The organism is Sphingobacterium sp. IITKGP-BTPF85 (assembly GCF_001006065.1).
Classification (GTDB): domain Bacteria; phylum Bacteroidota; class Bacteroidia; order Sphingobacteriales; family Sphingobacteriaceae; genus Sphingobacterium; species Sphingobacterium anhuiense.
In genome coordinates, this window is sequence record NZ_ASZT02000002.1 from 64,645 (window position 1) to 86,308 (window position 21,664).

Here is a 21,664-nt window from a genome sequence, read left to right on the forward strand (position 1 = left end):
CATGAAAATACTAAATTACGGAATACTTTTTATACTCTTATGTTGCAGTACGCTCGCTAAAGCACAGTATACACTTTTTTCTAAGGTCGGTACCATCTCGTTTGATAAAACGATGTATATGAAGAACATCGTTAATAAACAGTTTATTGCCAAAGCTGATGGTAATTCCAGAACTCAGTTTGAACAGATGCTTCCAAATATTCCAGAGAATGTTGTTTTAAAGAAGACCCTTAAATTCAATGGAAATGAAACACTATTTCAACCGGTCGCTGGACAGGAATTGGATATGAAAGCAAAGCAACTAATTATGATGTTTGCTCTGGACTTTGATGCGCAGACTTTATCAAATTTAGCAACGAAGGATTATAAACGTTTTAATGATATGATGGGTGATAAAATTATCATTCAGGACTCCGTTAAAAAAATTCAATGGCGTATTACTGATGAGTACCGCGATATAGCAGGTTATACATGTCGACGGGCAAATGGATTTACTTCCGATTCAACTTATGTAATAGGTTTCTATGCAAATGAAATTCCAGTTAGTGGAGGCCCTGAGTCTATAAGTGGCTTGCCGGGTATGATTTTGGGTCTCGTGGTACCAAGTCAACACGTATCTTATTTTGCTACGAAGGTAGAATTGAGCAATACTATTGTAATGGATAAGAAGGTTTTTGAAAATAAGAAGACTAAAACAATGAGCCGTAAGCAAATGATTGATCAATTTACATCCACTATTTCGCAGTGGTTGAACAAAGATACCGTAAAATATATTATGCAATTAGCTACTTTGTAATTGAGTAAGAAAGCTGTATATTATTAATAAAGCCTTAAATATTACATTTAAGGGCTTTATTAATATAAAAAAATAATAGCAAAATAAAAGGCGCTTTTAAAGCGCCTTTTATTTTGATTAAGATAAATAAAAACTATTTACCGTCATTTTTCTTAGCAGTAACTTCATTACGAATTTCTTGTGCTAATGTTTTAATGTCTTGTAATCCTTTGCGTACACGAGTACCTGCAGCAGAGTTACCATTGTTGAAAAATTTGTCTGCATCTCCTTCGATTGATGCTACTAACTCTTTTAATTTTACGTAGTTTTCCATTTTAATAATTATAATTTTAGTTTTATGGTCTTGTTTATTACTCTAATTAACACAATAAATATACAAAAACCAATTTAATAGAAAATATTTTTTCAGAAAAATTTCTGTTAAAAATTGTGAAATATGATTATTCTACAATTTTTAATTCACTAATGATATTGGTAGCTCCAGCAAATTTGTCAATTACAAATAAAACGTAACGAATATCTACAGATATCGTGCGTTGCAATTTGTGATCAAAAATAACGTCACCTGCCATCGCTTCAATATTACCATCAAAAGCCAAGCCAATTAGTTCGCCATTTCCATTTATTACAGGAGAACCTGAATTTCCACCTGTTATATCATTGTCACTTAAGAAGTTAACCGGAAGGTATCCAGCTTTATCTGCATAGCGACCGTAATCTTTATTGTTTTGCAAATCAATCAATCTCTGAGGCAAATCAAACTCTTCGTCTCCTTTTTTGTACTTAGCAATAGTGCCTTTCAAAGTCGTATAGAAGTTTTGTGCAGCATCATTACGTTTATCTGCAGGCAACGATTTAATAGAACCATATGTTAAACGTAACGTGCTGTTTGCATCTGGATAGAATTTTCCTTTTGGATTAGATGCTAATACGCCAGCAACATATTTACGGTGTGCAGCCTCGAATTTATCCGTTGCTTCTTTATCTGCAGGCGAAGACTCACGGTATTTATTTAATAATGCTGTCGATAATTTGTACAATGGATCGTTATCTAACGCTAACGCTGTCGGATTGTCTAAAAAGTTTTTAAGTCTTTCTTCGGAAGCAAAAATACTATTTTTGACAGCTTCACGAATATATGATGTTAGATCATTGTTGTTTTTACCAGCTAGTTGTGCAACATAAGGAGCGATGTTGCCACCTTTTTTGCATATAGGTTCAATTCATCAATCAATACATCTTCCTCTAGAGGTAAGTATAATTTCTCATAACTTGAAGCAATTGCTCCTTGCAACTTCGGTAATAACTCTTTACGTTTTGCCTCATTAGACTTTACATATAAATCCAATCCATTTCCGATTGAAAACGGTAAAGCGGCTAATGTACTTGAACGGATCATACCACTTAAATAGTTATCATGACGTGCTTTTTCATTCGTAGCAGCATAATAAGCATTAATCGTAGCAATTACATCACCATATTCTGCTTTATTCTCTTTTTTATTAGCCCATTTGTTAAATTTAGCCTCATCTTGAGCTTTTGTCACCGCAGTTTTGTGCAACGTTAAAGCGTCGATCATTCCTTGGCGATTTTTCCAGTAGTTAGCTACTTGAGAATATTTAGAAGCATAATTGATTTTAACAGCTTGATCTTTGTCCATGTATTTTTTCATGGCATCCATTCCTGTTTTTGATGCTTCTACCCAAGCAGGGTAAGCAAACTTTACATTTTGATCAATTCCTCCTGCAGGCATCCAACGATTGGTACGGCCAGGGTATCCCAATATCATAGCAAAATCACCTTCTTTAAAACCTTTTAAACTGATCGGTAAGAAGTGTTTTGGTTTTAAAGGAACATTTTCCTTAGCATATTCTGCTGGGTTACCATTCTTGTCCCCATATACACGGAAGATAGAAAAGTCTCCTGTGTGGCGTGGCCATTCCCAGTTGTCTGTATCACCACCAAATTTACCTATGCTGTTAGGAGGAGTTCCTACTAAACGGACATCGTTAAAATCTTGATAAACGAAATAGTAATATTCATTGCCATTGTAAAATGATTTTACATTGACGATGTATTTACCGTTTTCGCTGTTTTCTTTTTCGATTTTAGCGATTTCCTGATTAATGATTTTTTGACGTTCAGATTCAGACATTTTATCATTTACTAATGACAAAATTCTTTTTGAAACATCGTCCATACGAACAAAGAAGCGAACGAACAAAGACTTCGGTTTTAGTTCTTCAGATTTTGTTTTTGCCCAGAAACCATTTGTTAAGTGGTCATTTTCAGGAGTTGATAATTCTGCAATTGCACCATATCCACAGTGGTGATTTGTGAATACTAAGCCTTGGTCAGAAACGATTTCTGCAGTACAACCACCATTGAATTGTACGATTGCGTCTTTTAAACTTGAATTGTTGATGCTGTAGATTTCCTCAGCCGTCAGTTTCAATCCTTTCTTTTGCATATCAGCTTCATTAAGTCGCTTCAAGTGCATTAAGAACCACATTCCTTCATCTGCGAATGTGGTCATACTTGCTGTGATAAGCAGCAATAAGATCCATAATTTTTTCATACAAACTTGATAAAAAAGTTTAGTTATTTACTACAAAGGTGCTTTAATTCTGCTTTAAATCAAAATGCGACCAATGAAGCATCTTTTTAACAATAATAATGAAACAGTTATGTCAGTTTTACGTCAATCTGATAATCATTTAATGCATAAGATAAGCATGTGGATGCTTTTCATTATCTTTGTAAAATGCAGCAAACATTTGAAAATTTTAAATTGAATAAGCAGCTTTTGAACGCAATTGAAGAAGCAGGTTATTCGGTTCCAACAGAAATACAACAAAAAGCTATTACACCGATTCTAGCTGGTCAAGATATCATGGGAGTAGCGCAAACAGGCACTGGAAAGACGGCTGCATTTGTCTTACCTATATTAATGAAATTGAAATATGCGCAAGGTCAAGATGCACGCGCTTTAATTTTATCGCCAACCCGCGAACTTGCTATGCAGATCGAGGAAAATATCCAGACATTTTCAAAATATCTTGATTTACGTACAGTCGTTTTATATGGTGGTTTGGGGCCTAAAACCCAAATTGAAAACCTTGAAAAAGGAGTAGACATAATTGTCGCGACACCGGGGCGCTTTTTAGATTTATATTTAGAAGGTCATATTAATGTGAAATCATTGAAATTTTTGGTGATGGATGAGGCCGATAAGATGATGGATATGGGATTCATTTCTAAATTGCACCGTATTTTGGAAGTCGTGCCTCGAAAAAGACAAAATTTATTATTCTCCGCAACAATGGGAGAGCTGGTTCGGAAAATTGCTGGTGATTTCTTAGCTTTTCCAACGGTTATAGAAGTTTCTGAGCAAGCAACGCCAGCTTCGACGGTGAGTCAGAGAGTTTATTTCGTTCCTAACCAAAAAACAAAACTCAATTTATTGCAACATCTATTGAAAGATGATGAATCATTTCATCGTTTAATTGTTTTTTGCAAAACAAGAACAGTTGCGGATAATGTTTTTGCCTTTTTAGAACGAAAATATGGTAAAGATCAAGTACGGGTTATACATGCTAATAAAGGTCAAAATACTCGTATCAATCTATTAATGCCTTTAAAGAAGGAAATATACGAATTTTAGTAGCGACTGATGTAGCAGCACGTGGTCTTGATGTTTCAAATGTTTCTCATGTGATTAACTTTGAAGTTCCCATAGTGACAGAAGATTACGTACACCGTATCGGACGTACCGGCCGTGCATTTAATTCTGGTGATGCTATTACTTTTTGCAATGATGCAGAAAAATATTATTTCAGAAAAATTGAAAAGCTAATGCGTCAGTCTGTTGATGTTGCTCCACTACCAGATGAAGTTTTTATCGAAGAAACACCATATTTCGAACGCCAGGCTATTGCCAAAGAAATCGATATTCAAAAACGAAAAGAAGATCCAGATTTTAAAGGAGCGTTCCACGAGAAGAAATTTGCAATCAAGCAGAAAGAAGCAAAAGCATCACAGCGTGCATCGGGGTTCAAGTCTAATAAACAAGGTCCTAAAACTTCTACTAAAAGAAATTATAGAACAAAATAGTGAGACTTACACCAATTAATATCGTATCGGCATGCTTAGTAGCTTGGTATTTTGTAGAGGATATGTCCGATACGAAACCATTACTGTCTATGACCGCGCTGTTGATCTTAATGGTGGTATTACTATTGGTGGATATTTTCTTCCGGATTATTGTCAAACAAAATAAAAAGCTTTGGCTCTATGAGTTGGGTTTTATAGTGGTAGTCGCGATCTTAACACTTATTATAAAAATAGCGTAAGCCTTTTGTAAAAAGCATTATTAATATGAAACAGTCTTGAGCATATCATATAGAAATCAACATGTTCAGAGTAGCTTCATAGCCTTTAAAAACCGAGTGAAACCAGCTTAATAATTAGTAAAAGCTAACACTCATTATTAAAACAAATCATATTCTAATGAAAAAAGCAGAAATAAAATTACAGGTTGAATTGGATGATGCAAACGTGCCTGACAAAATTACTTGGTCTTCTAATGATGGTGAATCTTCTGATGAACTTCCTGCCAAAGCCATGTTTTTAGCATTATGGGATTCTGCATATAAAAACTCAATGCGTATCGATTTATGGACTAAAGATATGCCTTATGATGAGATGAAACGTTTTTTCTATGAGACCTTACAGACATTAGGAGATTCATTTCTACGTTCTTCAGGCGGTGATCCTATGGCAGAGAAAGTAATCGCAGATTTACGTGATTATTGCGCTCACTTTGCTGATAAAATGGAAGTATTAGAACAACAAAACTAATTTTTTCGATATGAATTACTTTTTGGTCAAATCTGAACCTTTCAAATACAGCTGGGAGCAATTTAATAAAGATGGTCAGACGTTTTGGGATGGTGTACGTAATTATCAAGCCCGTAACAATCTTAAAGCAATGAAAGAGGGTGATCTTGTTTTATTTTACCATAGCAATGAAGGAAAAGAAGTGGTGGGTATTGCAAAAGTTGTAAAAGAATACTATCAGGATCCTACAACTGAAGATCCGAAATGGGTAGTCGTAGATTTAGCTCCGGTCGAAACATTTAAAAAATCAGTTACACTAGAGCAGATCAAAGCAGATGAATTTTTACAGGATGTTGCATTAGTACGTCAAGGAAGATTATCTGTAATGCCACTAAAGGCTGAAGAGTTTGATCGTATAGTGGCTTTAGGCTCTGAATAATAGCGTTTGCACTAATTAAAATTAAAATGCCTCAGATACACCATCTGAGGCATTTTTAATTAGCCTTTGTGATCAAATAAATTGACAAGGTTTTTTAATTCAGTAGCTTTGCTTGGATCTAGCTTACCACTTAATATTAAGCGTAACTCACGACGTCTCATTGCCTCGTCGTAAAGCCTATGTTCCAATTCCGTTTCAGGAACTACTTTCGGAATAGGCTGCGGTTTGGCATGCTCGTCTACCGCTACGAATGTATAATAAGCTTCATTTGATTTTTCTTTTGTTCCCAATGGAAGATTTTGAGCAAACACCTCCATTCTTACTTCAATTGAAGTATTAAAAGCACGCGTTACCTTCGCTTCAATGGTCACAACTTCTCCTAGTCGAATGGACCTTTTGAATGAAACGTTATCGACCGATACGGTTACTACCGGACTATTACAGTGTTTCTGCGCTGCCATTGCAGAACAGATATCCATCCAATACAACAATCTACCGCCCATTAAATTACCAAAAGTATTCGTATCATTCGGTAATACTAATTCATTCATTACCGTAGTAGACTCTTTAGCACATTTCTCCTTCATCTCTTTTTTTATTATTAACGGAAGATTCCGTATTGTTTATCGATTATTTCTAAACTCGCTTTGAAAGGAGTTGGTTGAAAGCCCAAAATCGACTTGGCTTTTGATAATATAAACCCTGTTTTTTGTGGTCTGTTTTCAGATTGACCTATTGATGCCGCCGTAATTTCTGAAATTAAGGATTTGTCAAATTTCCAAAAATCTGCAATTTGATAGACTGCTTCAGCAATTGTAAACATTTCCTCCCCACTGATGTGGAAAACTCCTGTTGCACGTTTTTCAATAGCTAAAAGACAGGCTTCAGCTAAATCATCAACAAACGTTGCATGCGCCATTGATCTTTCACCACTTTTATCGGTTCATTTTTTGAAAGTTTTTCTTTTGCCCAAAGCACTAAATTAGAGCGGTTTGGATTAGCATTTATTCCATACACCAATATAGTTCTTAAGATCGCATATTCACATCCAGAGTTATGGATAACTTGTTCTGAACGTAATTTGCTTTTACCATATTCACTTAATGGATTGGTTGAATCATCCTCTTTATATGGACCATTTTGGCCATCAAAAACAAAGTCTGTGGATAACTGTACTAAAAAACCATTTGTCTGCTTACAATAATCGGCCAATTGCTTCGCTACCTCAACGTTCATCTTTTCAGAGAGCACTTTATCAGCTTCGCACCCTTCAACACTTGTGATTGCAGCAGTGTGAATGATGTAATTTGGTTTAACTTCTGACAGATAGGTGTTTAAAAGGTCCGAATTCATCAAATCCAATTGTTGAAAATGATAATTCGCTACATTCGGATTGTCGTTTTTATTCATGGAAATAGCAAAAACTTCATAATTGAGGTTTTTACTAAGTAGATCGATTAGTTTTTGTCCTAAAAACCCATTTGACCCAGTTATTAACACTTTGTTGGTAACCATCATTAATTTGTGAATTGGAATTCGAGTTTCTCACTTTGTTTTAACATATTGTTGATAACCATTACCTCGAAATCGATAATTCCAGTAAGTCCTGAATAGTTGATTTTTTCTGGATCATCTGTTGGCATATGATAATCAGGATGACCTCCTGTGTGGAAAAATAGAACTGGAATATTCTTCTTATAGAATGAGGTCTGGTCAGAACCACCATTACCATCATGACCTGTATAAAACTTAATTTTAGGTGTGATACCCTTAAATATTTCCGGCCATTTTTTACTTGTTCCATATCCAATTACAGCAACACCCTGTTCAGGATTTAACCTGCCGATCATATCCATGTTTAACATACCTGTTATTTTATCAAGTGGCAAAGTTGGGTGTTCGGTAAAATATTTTGATCCGATTAATCCTAACTCTTCAGCACCAAATGCGATAAAAAGAAAATTATAACTTTCCTTTAAATTATTCGTACTATAATAACGTGCTAATTCCAGTAAACCGCTACGCCTGAAGCATTATCATCTGCTCCATTGTGTATTTTACCAACACCGAGAGAGTCTTTTGAGCTGCCTTGATGACCAGTTCCTAAATGGTCATAATGTGCCCCGATTACAATAGTAAGTGGAGCGCCATTGTCTAAAAATGCAATGATGTTATCTGCTTTGCGAATGCTGTCACTCACTTTAACTTTCCATACTTTAGCATCAAACGATTGTCTGAATCCTTTTTCACCTAACGGTTGAAGTTTAAGTGTTTTAAAATATTTTTCAATATAATCTGCCGCTTTGAATACTTCTTTGCTTCCTGTACCGCGACCTTTCATTTTATCACTTGCGAGATAGTTGATATGTTTTTTTACGAGTTCAGGATTGCTGTATTGTGCAATTCCTTGTAAACTTAGAACACTGAAAAGTGTTAAAAGGATGCATTTAATATATAATTTTATCATTTGTAGTTGTTCATAAAAAAAGCCTTGAAAATTCAAGACTTTTTAGAAGTCGTTATTAATCTTCTACGATTTCACTATGTATACTTGTTTTTTCTTCTTTCTCTTCTTTAAAATATTTCTTTTGGAAGAGTAGAATCAGCACAACCCCCACCGATATTGCAGAATCAGCAATATTGAATACCGGTCGAAAGAATAGAAATTCTTGACCACCCCAAATCGGGAGCCAAGATGGGAATGTTCCATTAATCAGTGGAAAATAGAGCATATCAACGACCTTTCCATGGAAAATCGTTGCATATCCTCCATCTGCAGGAAATAATGAAGCTTTATCGTACCAGGTGCTTTCACTAAAGATCATACCATAAAAAGTAGAGTCGATAATATTTCCAAGTGCTCCTGCAAAGATTAAGGCAATATTGAGAATAAATCCGCGATTATATTTCTTTTTAACCATGTAATGCAGGCCATAGCCGATTGCTCCGACAGCGATAATACGAAAAAGTGTTAGCATCAGTTTCCCAAATTCGCCACCAAATTCCATTCCATAGGCCATTCCATTATTCTCTATAAAATGGATTTGTACAAATTTACCAATCACCTCATAACTTTGACCAATGGTCATATTTAATTTGACCCATATTTTTGATATCTGGTCAATTAAAAGAACGAGAATAATCAGAATTACTGGTTTAGTATAGCCTTTCATAGTTGTAAAAATGGTCTTTACTTTTGGTAAAGACCATTATGTTTTTGTATTTAAAAAATATTAATACTGTTTATTTTTAGCTTCGATACTTAACGTAGTGTGAGGAACAGCTTTCAATCTTTCCTTTTGGATCAATTTTCCCGTTTCTCTACAAATACCATAAGTTTTGTTCTCAATACGAACTAAAGCCGCATCTAAGTTGTCGATGAATTTTCGTTGGCGAGCAGCTAACTGATTCGTTTGTTCTTTTTCTAAAGTGGCAGAACCATCTTCCAAAGTTTTATAAGTACCAGCAGTATCATCCGTACCATTTGCATCACTATTATTTAGAGAGGCTGTTAAGGCAGCAAGTTCCTCTTTTGCAATTCTTAGTTTTTCTAAGATAATGCTTTTAAATTCTTGTAGCTCTGAATCGCTATAGCGTGTCTTTTCGTTATTAGTTGCCATAATTTAAATTTTTTCGATTAAAACATTCAATTCCTTTCCGTCAATATCAATGCTATCTCCGGTAGTTAGTGATTCTTCGAAACTCAATGAATCCGCAAGAATTTCGGTACAAATATAAGATAAATTTTCATTCGTTGCGCTCTCAATATCAGCATCTTTGCTAACTAAAACACGGATACGGTCAGTAACCTCAAAACCTTTGTCTTTCCTTAGGTTTTGGATACGGTTAACCAACTCTCTTGACAATCCTTCTTGTTTTAATTCCTCAGAAATATGGATATCCAGGGCTACGGTTAATTTAGCTAAATTAGCGACCTGCCAGCCAGCAACATCTTCTGCTATAATTTCTACATCGCTCAATTGAATTGTATAAGGTGTATCGGCTAATAAAATTTCACCATCGCTTTCCAATTTTGCAAGCTCTTCTGTAGAAAGTGCATTGATTTTTGCAGACACTAACTTCATGTCTTTACCAACTTTCGAGCCAAGAGCTTTAAAGTTCGGTTTAATTTTTTTCTTGATGATACCTGTCGTGTCCGTAATGAATTGAATATCTTTAATATTCGTTTCGGAAAGTATCAAATCTTTTACCTTTTCTACACGTTCTTGGAAGCTATTATCCAGTACCGGAAGTAAGATTTTGTTTAACGGTTGTCGTACATTGATGCCTACTTTTTTGCGCAGTGATAAGGTAAGGGATGAAATATCTTGAGCCAATGACATACGCTCCTCCAAATCCTTGTCGATCAATTTTTCCTGATAATTCGGGAAATTTGCTAAATGCACAGATTCAAAAGTTTCCCTACCCGTAGCGTTGTTCAAATCTAGATACAACTGGTCTGAAAAGAAAGGCGAGATAGGAGACATCAATTTCGCTATCGTATCCAAACAAGTAAATAAAGTTTGGTAAGCAGAGATCTTATCTTCAGAATATTCTCCCTTCCAGAAACGACGGCGGCAAAGACGAACGTACCAGTTACTTAAATGCTCGTCAACAAAATTTGTATGGCACGTGCCGCTTTTGTGGGCTCGAAGTCCGCATAAAATTCATCGACTTCTTTAATTAAACTGTTCAATAGTGATATTACCCAACGGTCTATTTCAGGACGGTTTTCTAAAGCAATATCCGCTTCACTATAACTAAATTTATCAATGTTAGCGTACAGAGCAAAAAATGCATAAGTATTATATAAAGTTCCGAAAAACTTACGACGTACCTCATCCAGCCCCTCTTCATTGAACTTTAAATTATCCCATGGTGAAGCATTGCTGATCATGTACCAACGTGTTGCATCAGCACTATATTTATCTAACATGGTAAATGGATCAATCCCATTACCAAGGCGTTTAGACATTTTATTACCATTTTTATCTAAAACCAATCCATTCGAAATGACATTTTTGAATGCAACCGATTTTTGTAACATCGTTGAGATTGCATGAAGTGTGAAGAACCAGCACGTGTCTGATCAACTCCCTCCGCAATGAAGTCTGCCGGAAATGCTTCTTTATAACCTTCTTTAAATGGAAGTGCTTCTCCTATTGCAAGTTTTTCATAGTCTAGACCCCACTGTGCGTAAGGCATAGCACCAGAATCAAACCAAACATCGATTAAATCAGGTTCACGGAATAATTTTTGACCCGCATCCGATACAAATACAATATCGTCTACATAAGGACGATGCAGATCGAGTTTTTCAGTTCCGAATTTATCCAAATATGCTTTGTTAGTTTCTTTTTCTTTTTCAGATAATACATCAGAAACCAGAGATGCTTCCAATAAAGCCTTTAATTCAGGCATAGAACCAACGCAGATTTCTTCATTCTCATCTTCAGAGCGCCAGATAGGTAGGGGAGTCCCCCAGTAACGTGAGCGTGATAGATTCCAGTCAACTAGATTTTCCAACCAATTACCAAAGCGTCCAGTACCAGTCGCTTCAGGCTTCCAGTTAATGGTTTTATTTAGTGCAACTAAATCATTTTTAACAGCGGTCGATTTAACAAACCAGCTATCCAAAGGATAGTAGAGAACAGGTTTGTCTGTACGCCAGCAGTGTGGGTAAGTATGCTCGTATTTTTTAACATCAAAAGCTTTGTTGTCTTCTTTCAATTTTATGGCGATAAGCACATCTGTAGGTCGGAAATCTTTATCGGCACGTTCAGCATCCGAATAATATTCCTCTTTAACAAAACGACCTGCAAAGTCAGTGATTTCCTTAACAAATCGACCTGTACGATCCACAGTAGGTACCTCTTTGCCATTTTCATCTTTGATCAAGATTCCCGGTACACCTTGCTCTTTAGCTACTCTAAAGTCATCTGCGCCGTATGTTGGTGCAGCATGCACGATACCTGTACCATCTTCTGTGGTTACAAAATCTCCAGGGATTACACGGAAAGCTTTTTCCTGTAGTTCATCTGACGTGATATAAGGCATCAACTGCTCATAGCGTAAACCAACAAGCTCTTCGCCCGTAAAAGTTGCCGCGACTTCCCAAGGAATAACCTTATCACCTAAATTATAATCTTGAAACGATGCGTCTTTTCCTTCAGTTTTGAAATGTTTAGGGATTAAATCTTTAGCCAATATAACGGAAACCGGTGTCCCTGTATATTGATTAAAAGTTTTAATTTTTACATAGTTTATTTTTTTACCAACGACCAGTGCCGTGTTGGAAGGTAATGTCCAAGGCGTAGTTGTCCAAGCAATGAAAGCTACATCTTCAGAGTCATCTTCCACTAAAGTGGCAATTGCTGGATGCAATTGATTTTTGATTAATCTAAATTGTGCGACAATTGTCGTATCCTTTACATCTTTGTAAGTACCAGGTTGATTTAGTTCATGTGAGCTCAATCCTGTTCCTGCCGCAGGTGAATAAGGCTGTATGGTATACCCTTTGTATAAAAGACCCTTTTTATAAAATTCTTTTAAGATGTACCAAAGTGTTTCAATATATTCATTTTCATAGGTAATATAAGGGTTTTCAAGATCTACCCAATACCCCATTTTTATAGTTAAATCATTCCATACATCAGTGTATTTCATTACCTCTGTACGGCAGGCATCATTGTACTCTTCAACAGATATTTTCTTACCAATATCTTCTTTAGTAATGCCAAGTTTTTTTTCAACAGCAAGTTCAATTGGAAGGCCGTGCGTATCCCATCCGCCCTTACGTTTTACTTGAAATCCTTTTAAAGTTTTATAACGACAGAAGATATCTTTGATTGCACGCCCCATTACATGGTGAATACCAGGCATACCGTTGGCAGAAGGAGGACCTTCATAGAAGGTGTACGTTTTATTTCCTGGACGGTTTGTGATACTTTTTTCGAATATTTTTTCCTGTTCCCAACGGGTCAATATTTCTTTGCCTATTTCCGGCAAATTAAGCTGCTTATATTCTTTATACATCAGTGTCTCGTATTCTTTTTCTAAAGGTCGCTAATTTAATCAATTAAGCTGAAAGGTAAAAGCTAAAAAACAACCCTTTTAAGGTAAATACAACCTTTAACATCAGGTTGTATAGCATAATCAATCTAAAAAGTGATATTTCAACTTGAAGGAGTGATCATATCAATAGGATTCATAAATAAAAAAAGCCCAATATTCACTGAATATTGGGCTTTGTCTGTATATTTTTAATTCTTTATGCAGAGAAAGAACTTCCGCAACCACAAGTGCTGGAAGCATTTGGATTGTTGAAGGTAAAACCACGTGCATCTAAACCGTTTCTAAAATCAACTTCCATCCCAGCTAAATATAAACCATGTGCTTTGTTCATAAATACCCTAATTCCCGAAATACTGTATTCGCTATCACCTTCTTTTTTCTGGTCGAATCCTAAAATATAGCTCATCCCAGAACAACCGCCACCTTCAACACCAATACGTAATCCAAAATCATCTGAAATTTCTTGTTGATCCTTCAGTTTTTTTAGTTCCTTTATCGCTCCTTCAGTTAATGTCAAGGGAGCTTTTTCTGTTATAGTCTCTGTACTCATCGTGATAATATTTTAACCAACTTAAACAAAATTACATAATTTTAATAGAAAATAGGACTGCTTCTAATTTATGACATTGATTAAACACATTGATTGCCAATATCGGACATCGGTCGGTTCGTAACATGTTACAAAGTAATATGTATTAACATCAATTTGATCGTCATGGGATTCCTGATATTGATATTTATTTGTGGATGAGCAACTTTCTTTTATTGATTTTATGTGCATCATATGTAGGAAAGAATCAGGAGATATTTGAATTTTTCATTTTAATGAATTTTAATAAATAAGGGGTTTTTGTGAAATTTCGTAATAATAAAGCCTGTTTTTTGAGGCCTTTTTTAAGTATTATACTATATTTGTAGACTAAAATCATAATATTCATATTTTACACTAGATTAAAACAATGGAAAGAGATCAAGCCATTTTCAATTTGATAGCTGATGAGCTGAAACGCCAAGAGGAGGGTATCGAATTAATCGCATCAGAAAACTTCGTTTCAAAACAAGTTATGGAAGCTGCAGGTTCAGTTTTGACAAATAAATATGCTGAAGGCTTACCGGGAAAACGTTACTATGGAGGTTGTGAGGTAGTCGATGAAATTGAGACTATTGCCATCAACCGTGCTAAGCAATTATTCGGTGCAGAATGGGTAAACGTACAACCACATTCAGGAGCACAGGCCAACGCAGCAGTTTTTTAGCAACAATTAAACCAGGTGATAAAATTCTAGGTCTTGATTTATCGCATGGTGGTCACTTAACACACGGTTCTCCAGCTAATCTTTCAGGTAAAATTTACCAACCTTTGTTTTATGGTGTAAAAGAAGATACAGGACTAATTGACTATGAGCAATTAGAAGAAACAGCACTTCGTGAAAAACCAAAAATGATTATTTGTGGTGCTTCTGCTTATTCTCGTGATTGGGATTATGCGCGTATCCGTAAGTTGCTGATGAAATTGGAGCTTTGGTTTTAGCGGATATTTCTCACCCAGCAGGACTTATCGCAAGAGGATTGTTGAATGATCCACTTCCACATTGTCATATCGTAACAACTACTACCCATAAAACACTTCGTGGACCACGTGGCGGTATGATCATGGTAGGTAAAGATTTCGAAAACACTTGGGGTGCAAAAACACCAAAAGGAGAAACAAGAACTATTACACAGTTGTTAGATTTAGCAGTATTCCCAGGTACACAAGGTGGACCTTTGGAGCATACTATTGCTGCTAAAGCTATTGCTTACGGTGAAGCTCTTTCTGACGAATATATGGAGTATATTGTTCAAGTAAAGAAAAACGCAGCGGCTTTAGCACAGTTCTTCGTAGAAAGAGATTACAAAATTATTTCTGGCGGTACAGACAATCATTTAATGTTGGTTGACTTACGTAATAAAGATATTTCTGGTAAAGAAGCAGAGGCAGTTTTAGGAAAAGCGGGTATCACAACTAACAAAAATATGGTTCCTTTTGATTCTCGTTCTCCTTTTGTTACTTCAGGTGTTCGTTTTGGTACAGCAGCCATTACAACTCGCGGTATCAAGGAAACTGAGATTGTACAAATCGGTGAATTAATTGATGCAGCTATCGTAAATGCATCAAACGAATCAGAACTTGCTAAAATCCACGCTAAGGTAAAAGAGATGATGGCAGGTTTCCCTCTTTATAAGTAAGAAGTACGTTAACATATCACAGTATAAAAAGTGCCCTTGATTTAAAATCAGGGCACTTTTTCTGTTCAAATGTTAAAAAGTCTTAAATTCCATTGTAATAATTTGATTACTCGATAATTTTCTCTTGTTTTGAGTATACGAAAATTGATCACTATATAAACGAAATACTATACGACAGACATCTACTTTTTAAACAGGTTGTAATTAAAATTAATTTGGTAACTGCTAAAAATAGGTGAAGTATGAGTATTTTAAATAAAAAGACGGATCAAGAATTAATCCATATATATTTAGATGGTAAAGAAACAGCGTTAGCAGCTTTGTTAGAACGTTATAAATCAAAAATATACACATCCATTTATATGAAAGTAAAAGATGAATATCTTGCAGAAGATATTTTTCAGGAAACTTTTATAAAAGTAATCAATACATTAAAAGGAGGGAAATATAATGACGAGGGTAAATTCTTGCCCTGGGTTATGCGCATTGCCCATAATATGATTATCGATCATTTTAGAAAAGAGAAAAGAGCTCCGAGTATTGTCAATACCGAAGGTTTTGATATTTTCGATGTATTGGATTTCAGTGATGAAAATGTGGAATCAAAAATGTTAAGAGAACAGCGTGATATCGATTTGAAGAGAATGATTCAAAAACTTCCTGATGATCAAAAGAGGTATTGATTATGAGACATTTTTGCGATATGAGCTTTAAAGATATAGCTGATATCACTGAAGTGAGTATCAATACTGCATTGGGACGTATGCGGTATGCATTAGCCAACCTTCGTAAGATGATCGAAGGCCAAAGTTTGATGTTGCAGATCGGTTAGTATCACACAATATAATACTATTTAAAAGGGATGAACCGATGAGGGCATCCCTTTTGTTTTTTGACTTTCTATGTAATAATGTCATATTTTCGTTTCACTTATTGTTCTTTTATGTATTAATGAATGATTTTAGTACATTAGTATGTGAAATTTGTCTGTTATGACAAGGTGGAATGTATTTTGATAAGTAACTACTAAAACAAAAAAGAAAATATTATGTATTGGATTTTATTTATAGGGATCATGGTTATAAGCCTGATCGTTCAAACCCGATTTAAAAATAAGTTTAAAAAATATTCTGAAATTCCTTTAACGAGTGGATTGACAGGGGCAGAGATTGCACAAAAAATGCTTTATGATAATGGTATTTATGATGTGAAGGTCGTTTCGATCCCTGATCGTTTAGGTGACCACTATAATCCAGCAGATAAAACAGTAAATCTAAGCCCTGAAGTTTACAGTGGAAGGAGTATTGCTGCAGCGGCAGTTTCTGCTCACGAATGTGGTCATGCTGTGCAACATGCTACGGCATATAAATGGTTAGGATTTAGATCTGCCATGGTACCCATGGTGAGCTTCGCTTCAAAATTGACATCTTGGGTTTTGATGTTGGGTGTTATATTGATGGCCTTTTCACAGAACTATATTGTTCTAGCAATAGGAGTTGCAGCATTAGCAATTACAACAATTTTTAGTTTCGTGACGCTTCCGGTAGAATTTGATGCATCAATCGCGCGAAAGCCTGGTTAAGCAATAATGGTGTTACTTACAGTTCGACAGAAGATGAAGGTGTGAAAGATGCATTAAAATGGGCTGCAATGACATATGTAGTAGCGGCATTAAGTGCTTTGGTTACCCTATTATATTATGCTTCCCTACTATTTGGAAGAAGAGACTAAGGGCTTTAAGGAAACTTAAAAGCACAAAAAAGCGAATGTTTTTATAAATGTTCGCTTTTTTTATGTATTAATCCTTGGAATTGAATTCTATATGCTTCAGCTTCCGACTATTTTTTTAACTTTGCTTTTTATAATAGCATAGACTTACAATTATCATGTTTCAGAACTTACAGGATAAATTAGATAGAGCCTTTAAGGTTTTAAAAGGCCAAGGTAGTATTACCGAGATCAACGTTGCAGAAACGATGAAAGAAATTCGTAAGGCATTATTAGATGCCGATGTGAATTATAAAACTGCAAAGACATTTACAGATGATGTTAAACAAAAAGCGTTAGGTGAAAATGTATTAACAAGTATCTCACCCGGCCAATTGTTGACCAAAATCATGAATGATGAGTTGACAGCGTTAATGGGAGGCTCTGTTACTGAATTAGAAGCTTCTAAAATCCGACTGTTATATTAATCGCCGGATTAAATGGTGCTGGTAAAACAACATTCTCAGGGAAATTAGCTTTATACTTAAAAGATAAAAAAGGTAAAAAGCCTTTATTAGTAGCTGGTGATGTGTATCGTCCTGCGGCAATTGACCAATTGGAAGTATTGGCAGGACAAGTAGGTGTTCCGGTTTATGTAGACCGTAATTCTACAGATCCAATCGCTATTGCAAAAGCAGGAGTAGAGGAGGCAAAAAGAAGTGGACATAATGTAGTGATCATTGATACTGCAGGTCGTTTGGCTATTGATGAGCCTTTAATGGTGGAGATTACTGCCGTAAAAGAAGCTACTCAACCGCATGAAATTCTCTTTGTTGTAGATTCGATGACTGGTCAAGATGCTGTGAATACAGCTAAAACATTCAATGACCGTTTGGATTTTACAGGTGTAGTATTAACAAAACTAGATGGGGATACTCGTGGTGGTGCCGCATTATCAATTAAATCTGTTGTAAACAAACCAATCAAATTTATCGGTACAGGCGAGAAGATGGATGCATTAGATGTGTTTTATCCGGATCGTATGGCTTCCCGTATTTTGGGTATGGGTGACGTTGTCTCTTTAGTAGAAAGAGCACAACAACAATTTGATGAAAAAGAAGCCGCAGAGCTTCAAAAGAAAATTCGCAAAAATAAATTTGACTTCAACGATTTTAAATCGCAGATTCAGCAAATCAAAAAAATGGGTAACATGAAAGATTTGATGGGTATGATTCCTGGAGTCGGTAAAGCTATGAAAGATATTGAAGTAGATGATAATGCATTCAAGCCAATTGAAGCAATTATTGATTCAATGACTCCATTTGAAAGAGAAAATCCAGATGCGATCGATCAAAAAAGACGTTCTCGTATTGCCAAAGGTTCAGGTACGGATATCAATGAAGTGAATAAGTTAATGAAGCAGTTTGGCGATATGCGAAAAGTGATGAAACAGATGTCAAACCCGGCAATGGCAGCGAAATTAATGAAAAGCATGCCTAAAATGCCAGGGAAATAAGATAGAAATTATTTTTTATATCCTTGAATACCCTAAAAATGCATAATTTTTAGGGTATTTTTTTAGAGATATAAAAATGCCAGTTCGATTGTAAATGGGGCGTCGCAGCTGGCCCATTGTCATAGAGTTATCAAAGATGAAATAAATGAGCTATAAGGGCATGGATTCTCTGGTATCTTTTGACAATTCGTATTTATTTTTTTGTATTTTAGACTTAGTTCTGATTGTAATAGAATTATTTTTTAACTTTGTAAAACAATGGATGACCCCGGGCAATTATCGGAATACGGAAAGATACTTATCATAATTTTGGTAGGCATATTTTTAGTTGCGATGACAATTATGGCAGGAAGAATGCTTTCTGTAAATAAACCTACTCCTCAAAAATTAAGTACTTATGAATGTGGTGAAGACGCAGTAGGCTCTTCGTGGTTCAATTTAACCCAAGATTTTATGTTATTGCACTTATATTTTTACTTTTTGATGTAGAGCTCATTTTCATATTTCCTTGGGCTACTGTATTTGGACAGGCCGAATACATTGCCGCCGATGGAAGATGGGGGTGGTTTACTCTGATTGAAATGGCATTGTTTGTAGGTATACTTATTATAGGGTTGATTTTTGTGTGGGTAAAGGGCGATCTCGAATGGGTAAAGCCGATACATCAACGACCAAAGGTCAATGTCAGTATTCCAAGTACTGCTTATGATGGCCTTAATCAAGCAACTTATCCCTTAAGGCGTATACAGTGCAGTTAGACGATAAAGCAACTGCAGAAAAAGCTAATGAAGAAATGCCTGTAGCCCCAAAAATAGCTTTTAAATCCAGATTCAAAAAACCAGGAGCAACATCATGAGTTTAGAAAGTCAAATACAGAATAATGGTGTTATTGTAGCCAAATTGGACGATCTCCTGAATTGGGCAAGACTATCATCGATGTGGCCGATTAGTTTTGGTATAGCCTGCTGTGCCATCGAGATGATGGGAGCCATGGCTGCTAATTATGATCTCGATCGATTAGGGGTTTTTCCTCGTCCTTCACCTAGACAGTCGGATGTGATGATTATAGCAGGGACGGTAACCTTTAAAATGGCCGATCGTATTCGGAAGCTATATGAACAGATGCCAGAACCAAAATATGTGATTTCGATGGGATCATGTTCAAATTGTGGAGGGCCATATTGGCAACATGGATATCATGTTGTAAAGGGAGTTGATCGCGTTATACCGGTGGATGTATATGTGCAAGGCTGTCCTCCGAGACCAGAAGCATTGATTGGTGCATTTTTAGAACTACAAAAGAAAATTGAAAAAGAAAGTTTATTGGGAGAACAGTTGTTTAACCAAAAAGCTTAATAGAATAGAAATAGAAAAATAGACATGGGAAAAGATTTTTATGGTGATTTGCAATTAGGTGTTCTTGGCGGTGGTCAATTGGGCCGTATGTTGATTCAAGAGGCCATTAATTATAACGTTAATGTTCACATTCTTGATCCAGATAAGAATGCTCCTTGCCGTAAATTATGCAATCGTTTTGAATGTGGCTCTCTGAGCGATTTTGAAACTGTATACAATTTTGGAAAAGATCTTGATATGATTACCATTGAGATCGAAAAGGTAAATGTGGATGCCTTAGAAAAATTGGAAGAAGAAGGTGTACTTGTCTATCCACAATCGCGTATCATTCGTCTTATACAAGATAAAGGATTGCAAAAGCAGTTTTTTAAACAAAATGATATTCCAACTTCGGCATTTCAGCTGATCTCTACCAAAGAGAATCTTAAAAATACAAATTTGACTATTCCTTATATTCAAAAACTGCGTAAAGATGGTTATGATGGTAAGGGAGTGAAGAAGATAAACACAGTTGATGATTTAGAAACTGCTTTTGATGAACCCTCTTTAATTGAAGAATGGTTGATTTCGAAAAAGAAATAGCTGTTATAGTCGCACGAAATGATGATGGTGATGTTGCAACTTTTCCAATGGTAGAAATGGAGTTTAATCCTGAAGCTAACCTTGTGGAGTTTTTAATAGCACCTTCAACATATGGTTTCGATATTCAGCAACGAGCAGAAGAATTAGCGAAGAAGATTGCCAATGATTTACAGATTGTCGGACTTCTAGCTGTTGAGATGTTCTTAACAAAAGACGGTGAGATATTAGTCAATGAACTTGCGCCACGTACACATAACAGTGGTCATCAAACAATAGAAGGGAACTATGTTTCTCAATTTGCACAACATTTGAGAGCGATCTTTAATTTGCCATTAGGCGATACACGTTGTCGAACTAATGCAGTGATGATAAATCTTCTTGGTGAAGAAGGTTATGAAGGATTAGCAAAATACGAGGGTGTAGAAGAGATTCTGGCTATGGAAGGTGTATATGTACACTTGTATGGCAAAAAATTCACTAAACCTTTCCGTAAAATGGGACACGTGTGTATTATCAATGACGACCGTGAATTAGCCATCAGTAATGCTAGAAAAGTACAAGAAATTTTAAAAGTAAAAGCTTAAAAATATATGTCAACATTGAACCAGGTTTTAGTTGGAATTATTATGGGAAGTAAATCAGACTTACCTGTAATGCAAGATGCAGTAGATGTATTAAAAACATTGGGAGTTCCTTTCGAAGTAACGATTGTTTCCGCACATCGTACGCCGCAACGAATGTTTGATTATGCGCAAGATGCGGCGAAAAGAGGTTTGAAAGTTATTATTGCTGGTGCAGGTGGAGCAGCACATTTACCAGGTATGGTAGCATCAATTACGCATCTGCCTGTTATCGGCGTTCCGGTAAAGTCATCTAATTCAATTGATGGATGGGATTCTGTATTATCGATCTTACAGATGCCAAATGGTATTCCTGTAGCGACAGTGGCATTGAATGCAGCGAAAAATGCAGGTATCCTTGCCGCACAGATAATAGGAACACAAGATAAAGAAATCGAAAAAAATATCATCGCTTTTAAAGCTGAATTAGCCGCAAAAGTGATTGAAACAGCTGAAGAAGTCGAAAAAATGACTTTTTAAGTGTGAATATAATTATAAAAATAAAG

Annotated in this window: 17 protein-coding genes and 8 pseudogenes; 14 read left to right on the forward strand and 11 right to left on the reverse strand. The window is 35.8% G+C overall.

Annotation, left to right across the window (positions count from 1 at the left end):
• Nucleotide 1 precedes the first annotated feature (1 nt).
• A complete protein-coding gene (locus L950_RS00585; protein ID WP_031287608.1) occupies nucleotides 2-796 on the forward strand; it encodes a GLPGLI family protein in 795 nt (264 codons plus the stop codon).
• Nucleotides 797-929: 133 nt separating this feature from the next.
• On the opposite strand, the gene L950_RS00590 is transcribed toward L950_RS00585, so the two are convergent.
• The 3 genes from L950_RS00590 to L950_RS34775 form a co-directional block, all read right to left on the reverse strand.
• Nucleotides 930-1,109 (reverse strand): hypothetical protein, encoded by a 180-nt coding sequence (locus L950_RS00590; protein ID WP_021188827.1) that lies wholly within the window; start codon nucleotides 1,107-1,109, stop codon nucleotides 930-932.
• 127 nt (nucleotides 1,110-1,236) lie between these two features.
• Nucleotides 1,237-2,019 carry a S46 family peptidase gene (locus L950_RS34770; RefSeq protein ID WP_316930486.1) on the reverse strand — a complete coding sequence of 261 codons (783 nt, stop codon included), beginning with the start codon at nucleotides 2,017-2,019 and terminating at the stop codon, nucleotides 1,237-1,239.
• On the reverse strand, nucleotides 1,965-3,374 hold the full coding sequence (locus L950_RS34775; protein ID WP_262506930.1) for a S46 family peptidase: 1,410 nt from the start codon (nucleotides 3,372-3,374) through the stop codon (nucleotides 1,965-1,967). The genes L950_RS34770 and L950_RS34775 overlap by 55 nt, the downstream gene beginning before the upstream one ends.
• Before the next feature lie 186 nt (nucleotides 3,375-3,560).
• Here L950_RS34775 and L950_RS00600 point away from each other — a divergent pair.
• The 4 genes and pseudogenes from L950_RS00600 (at nucleotide 3,561) to L950_RS00615 (ending at nucleotide 6,074) form a co-directional block, all read left to right on the forward strand.
• Nucleotides 3,561-4,909 (forward strand): annotated as a pseudogene (locus L950_RS00600) (DEAD/DEAH box helicase).
• Nucleotides 4,909-5,148, forward strand: coding sequence for a hypothetical protein (locus tag L950_RS28310; protein ID WP_132843735.1), 240 nt, complete (start codon nucleotides 4,909-4,911; stop codon nucleotides 5,146-5,148). Before L950_RS00600 ends, L950_RS28310 begins: the two are co-directional and overlap by 1 nt.
• 157 nt (nucleotides 5,149-5,305) lie before the next feature.
• Entirely contained in the window at nucleotides 5,306-5,656 is a 351-nt protein-coding gene (gene gldC, locus L950_RS00610) for a gliding motility protein GldC (RefSeq protein ID WP_021188829.1), read from the forward strand.
• A 10-nt stretch (nucleotides 5,657-5,666) separates the two neighbouring features.
• Nucleotides 5,667-6,074 carry an EVE domain-containing protein gene (locus L950_RS00615; protein ID WP_021188830.1) on the forward strand — a complete coding sequence of 136 codons (408 nt, stop codon included), beginning with the start codon at nucleotides 5,667-5,669 and terminating at the stop codon, nucleotides 6,072-6,074.
• 59 nt (nucleotides 6,075-6,133) lie between these two features.
• On the opposite strand, the gene L950_RS00620 is transcribed toward L950_RS00615, so the two are convergent.
• From L950_RS00620 to L950_RS00650, 8 genes and pseudogenes are all read right to left on the reverse strand, one after another.
• Nucleotides 6,134-6,661 carry an acyl-CoA thioesterase gene (locus L950_RS00620; protein WP_021188831.1) on the reverse strand — a complete coding sequence of 176 codons (528 nt, stop codon included), beginning with the start codon at nucleotides 6,659-6,661 and terminating at the stop codon, nucleotides 6,134-6,136.
• A 14-nt stretch (nucleotides 6,662-6,675) separates the two neighbouring features.
• On the reverse strand, nucleotides 6,676-6,993 hold the full coding sequence (locus tag L950_RS34780; protein WP_262506931.1) for a sugar nucleotide-binding protein: 318 nt from the start codon (nucleotides 6,991-6,993) through the stop codon (nucleotides 6,676-6,678).
• The gene (locus L950_RS34785) at nucleotides 6,963-7,574 is read right to left on the reverse strand and encodes an SDR family oxidoreductase (RefSeq protein WP_262506932.1); all 612 of its coding nucleotides are present in this window, start codon (nucleotides 7,572-7,574) and stop codon (nucleotides 6,963-6,965) included. The genes L950_RS34780 and L950_RS34785 overlap by 31 nt, the downstream gene beginning before the upstream one ends.
• Nucleotides 7,575-7,591: 17 nt before the next feature.
• Nucleotides 7,592-8,541 (reverse strand): annotated as a pseudogene (locus tag L950_RS36965) (M20/M25/M40 family metallo-hydrolase).
• A 55-nt stretch (nucleotides 8,542-8,596) separates the two neighbouring features.
• Nucleotides 8,597-9,247 (reverse strand): lipoprotein signal peptidase, encoded by a 651-nt coding sequence (locus L950_RS00635; protein ID WP_021188832.1) that lies wholly within the window; start codon nucleotides 9,245-9,247, stop codon nucleotides 8,597-8,599.
• Nucleotides 9,248-9,307: 60 nt separating this feature from the next.
• A complete protein-coding gene (locus L950_RS00640; RefSeq protein WP_021188833.1) occupies nucleotides 9,308-9,694 on the reverse strand; it encodes a TraR/DksA family transcriptional regulator in 387 nt (128 codons plus the stop codon).
• Between the two features lie 3 nt (nucleotides 9,695-9,697).
• Nucleotides 9,698-13,109 (reverse strand): annotated as a pseudogene (ileS, locus tag L950_RS00645) (isoleucine--tRNA ligase).
• A gap of 235 nt (nucleotides 13,110-13,344) precedes the next feature.
• On the reverse strand, nucleotides 13,345-13,698 hold the full coding sequence (locus L950_RS00650) for a HesB/IscA family protein (protein WP_021188834.1): 354 nt from the start codon (nucleotides 13,696-13,698) through the stop codon (nucleotides 13,345-13,347).
• 409 nt (nucleotides 13,699-14,107) lie between these two features.
• Here L950_RS00650 and glyA point away from each other — a divergent pair.
• The 9 genes and pseudogenes from glyA to purE all read left to right on the forward strand — a co-directional run bounded on the left by glyA (nucleotide 14,108) and on the right by purE (nucleotide 21,638).
• Nucleotides 14,108-15,377 (forward strand): annotated as a pseudogene (gene glyA, locus L950_RS00655) (serine hydroxymethyltransferase).
• 242 nt (nucleotides 15,378-15,619) lie between these two features.
• Nucleotides 15,620-16,060, forward strand: a complete 441-nt coding sequence (locus L950_RS00660) for an RNA polymerase sigma factor (RefSeq protein WP_316930483.1) — start codon at nucleotides 15,620-15,622, stop codon at nucleotides 16,058-16,060.
• A gap of 2 nt (nucleotides 16,061-16,062) precedes the next feature.
• The gene (locus L950_RS36125; protein ID WP_316930484.1) at nucleotides 16,063-16,209 is read left to right on the forward strand and encodes a hypothetical protein; all 147 of its coding nucleotides are present in this window, start codon (nucleotides 16,063-16,065) and stop codon (nucleotides 16,207-16,209) included.
• 216 nt (nucleotides 16,210-16,425) lie between these two features.
• Nucleotides 16,426-17,108: pseudogene (locus tag L950_RS00665) on the forward strand (zinc metallopeptidase).
• Between the two features lie 155 nt (nucleotides 17,109-17,263).
• Nucleotides 17,264-18,600, forward strand: a pseudogene (gene ffh / locus L950_RS00670) (signal recognition particle protein).
• A 354-nt stretch (nucleotides 18,601-18,954) separates the two neighbouring features.
• A pseudogene (locus L950_RS00675) lies at nucleotides 18,955-19,358 on the forward strand (NADH-quinone oxidoreductase subunit A).
• Nucleotides 19,359-19,452: 94 nt separating this feature from the next.
• A complete protein-coding gene (locus tag L950_RS00680; RefSeq protein ID WP_021188837.1) occupies nucleotides 19,453-19,956 on the forward strand; it encodes an NADH-quinone oxidoreductase subunit B in 504 nt (167 codons plus the stop codon).
• A gap of 24 nt (nucleotides 19,957-19,980) precedes the next feature.
• Nucleotides 19,981-21,122: pseudogene (locus tag L950_RS00685) on the forward strand (5-(carboxyamino)imidazole ribonucleotide synthase).
• 6 nt (nucleotides 21,123-21,128) lie between these two features.
• On the forward strand, nucleotides 21,129-21,638 hold the full coding sequence (gene purE, locus L950_RS00690) for a 5-(carboxyamino)imidazole ribonucleotide mutase (RefSeq protein ID WP_021188838.1): 510 nt from the start codon (nucleotides 21,129-21,131) through the stop codon (nucleotides 21,636-21,638).
• The last annotated feature ends 26 nt before the right edge of the window (nucleotides 21,639-21,664 follow it).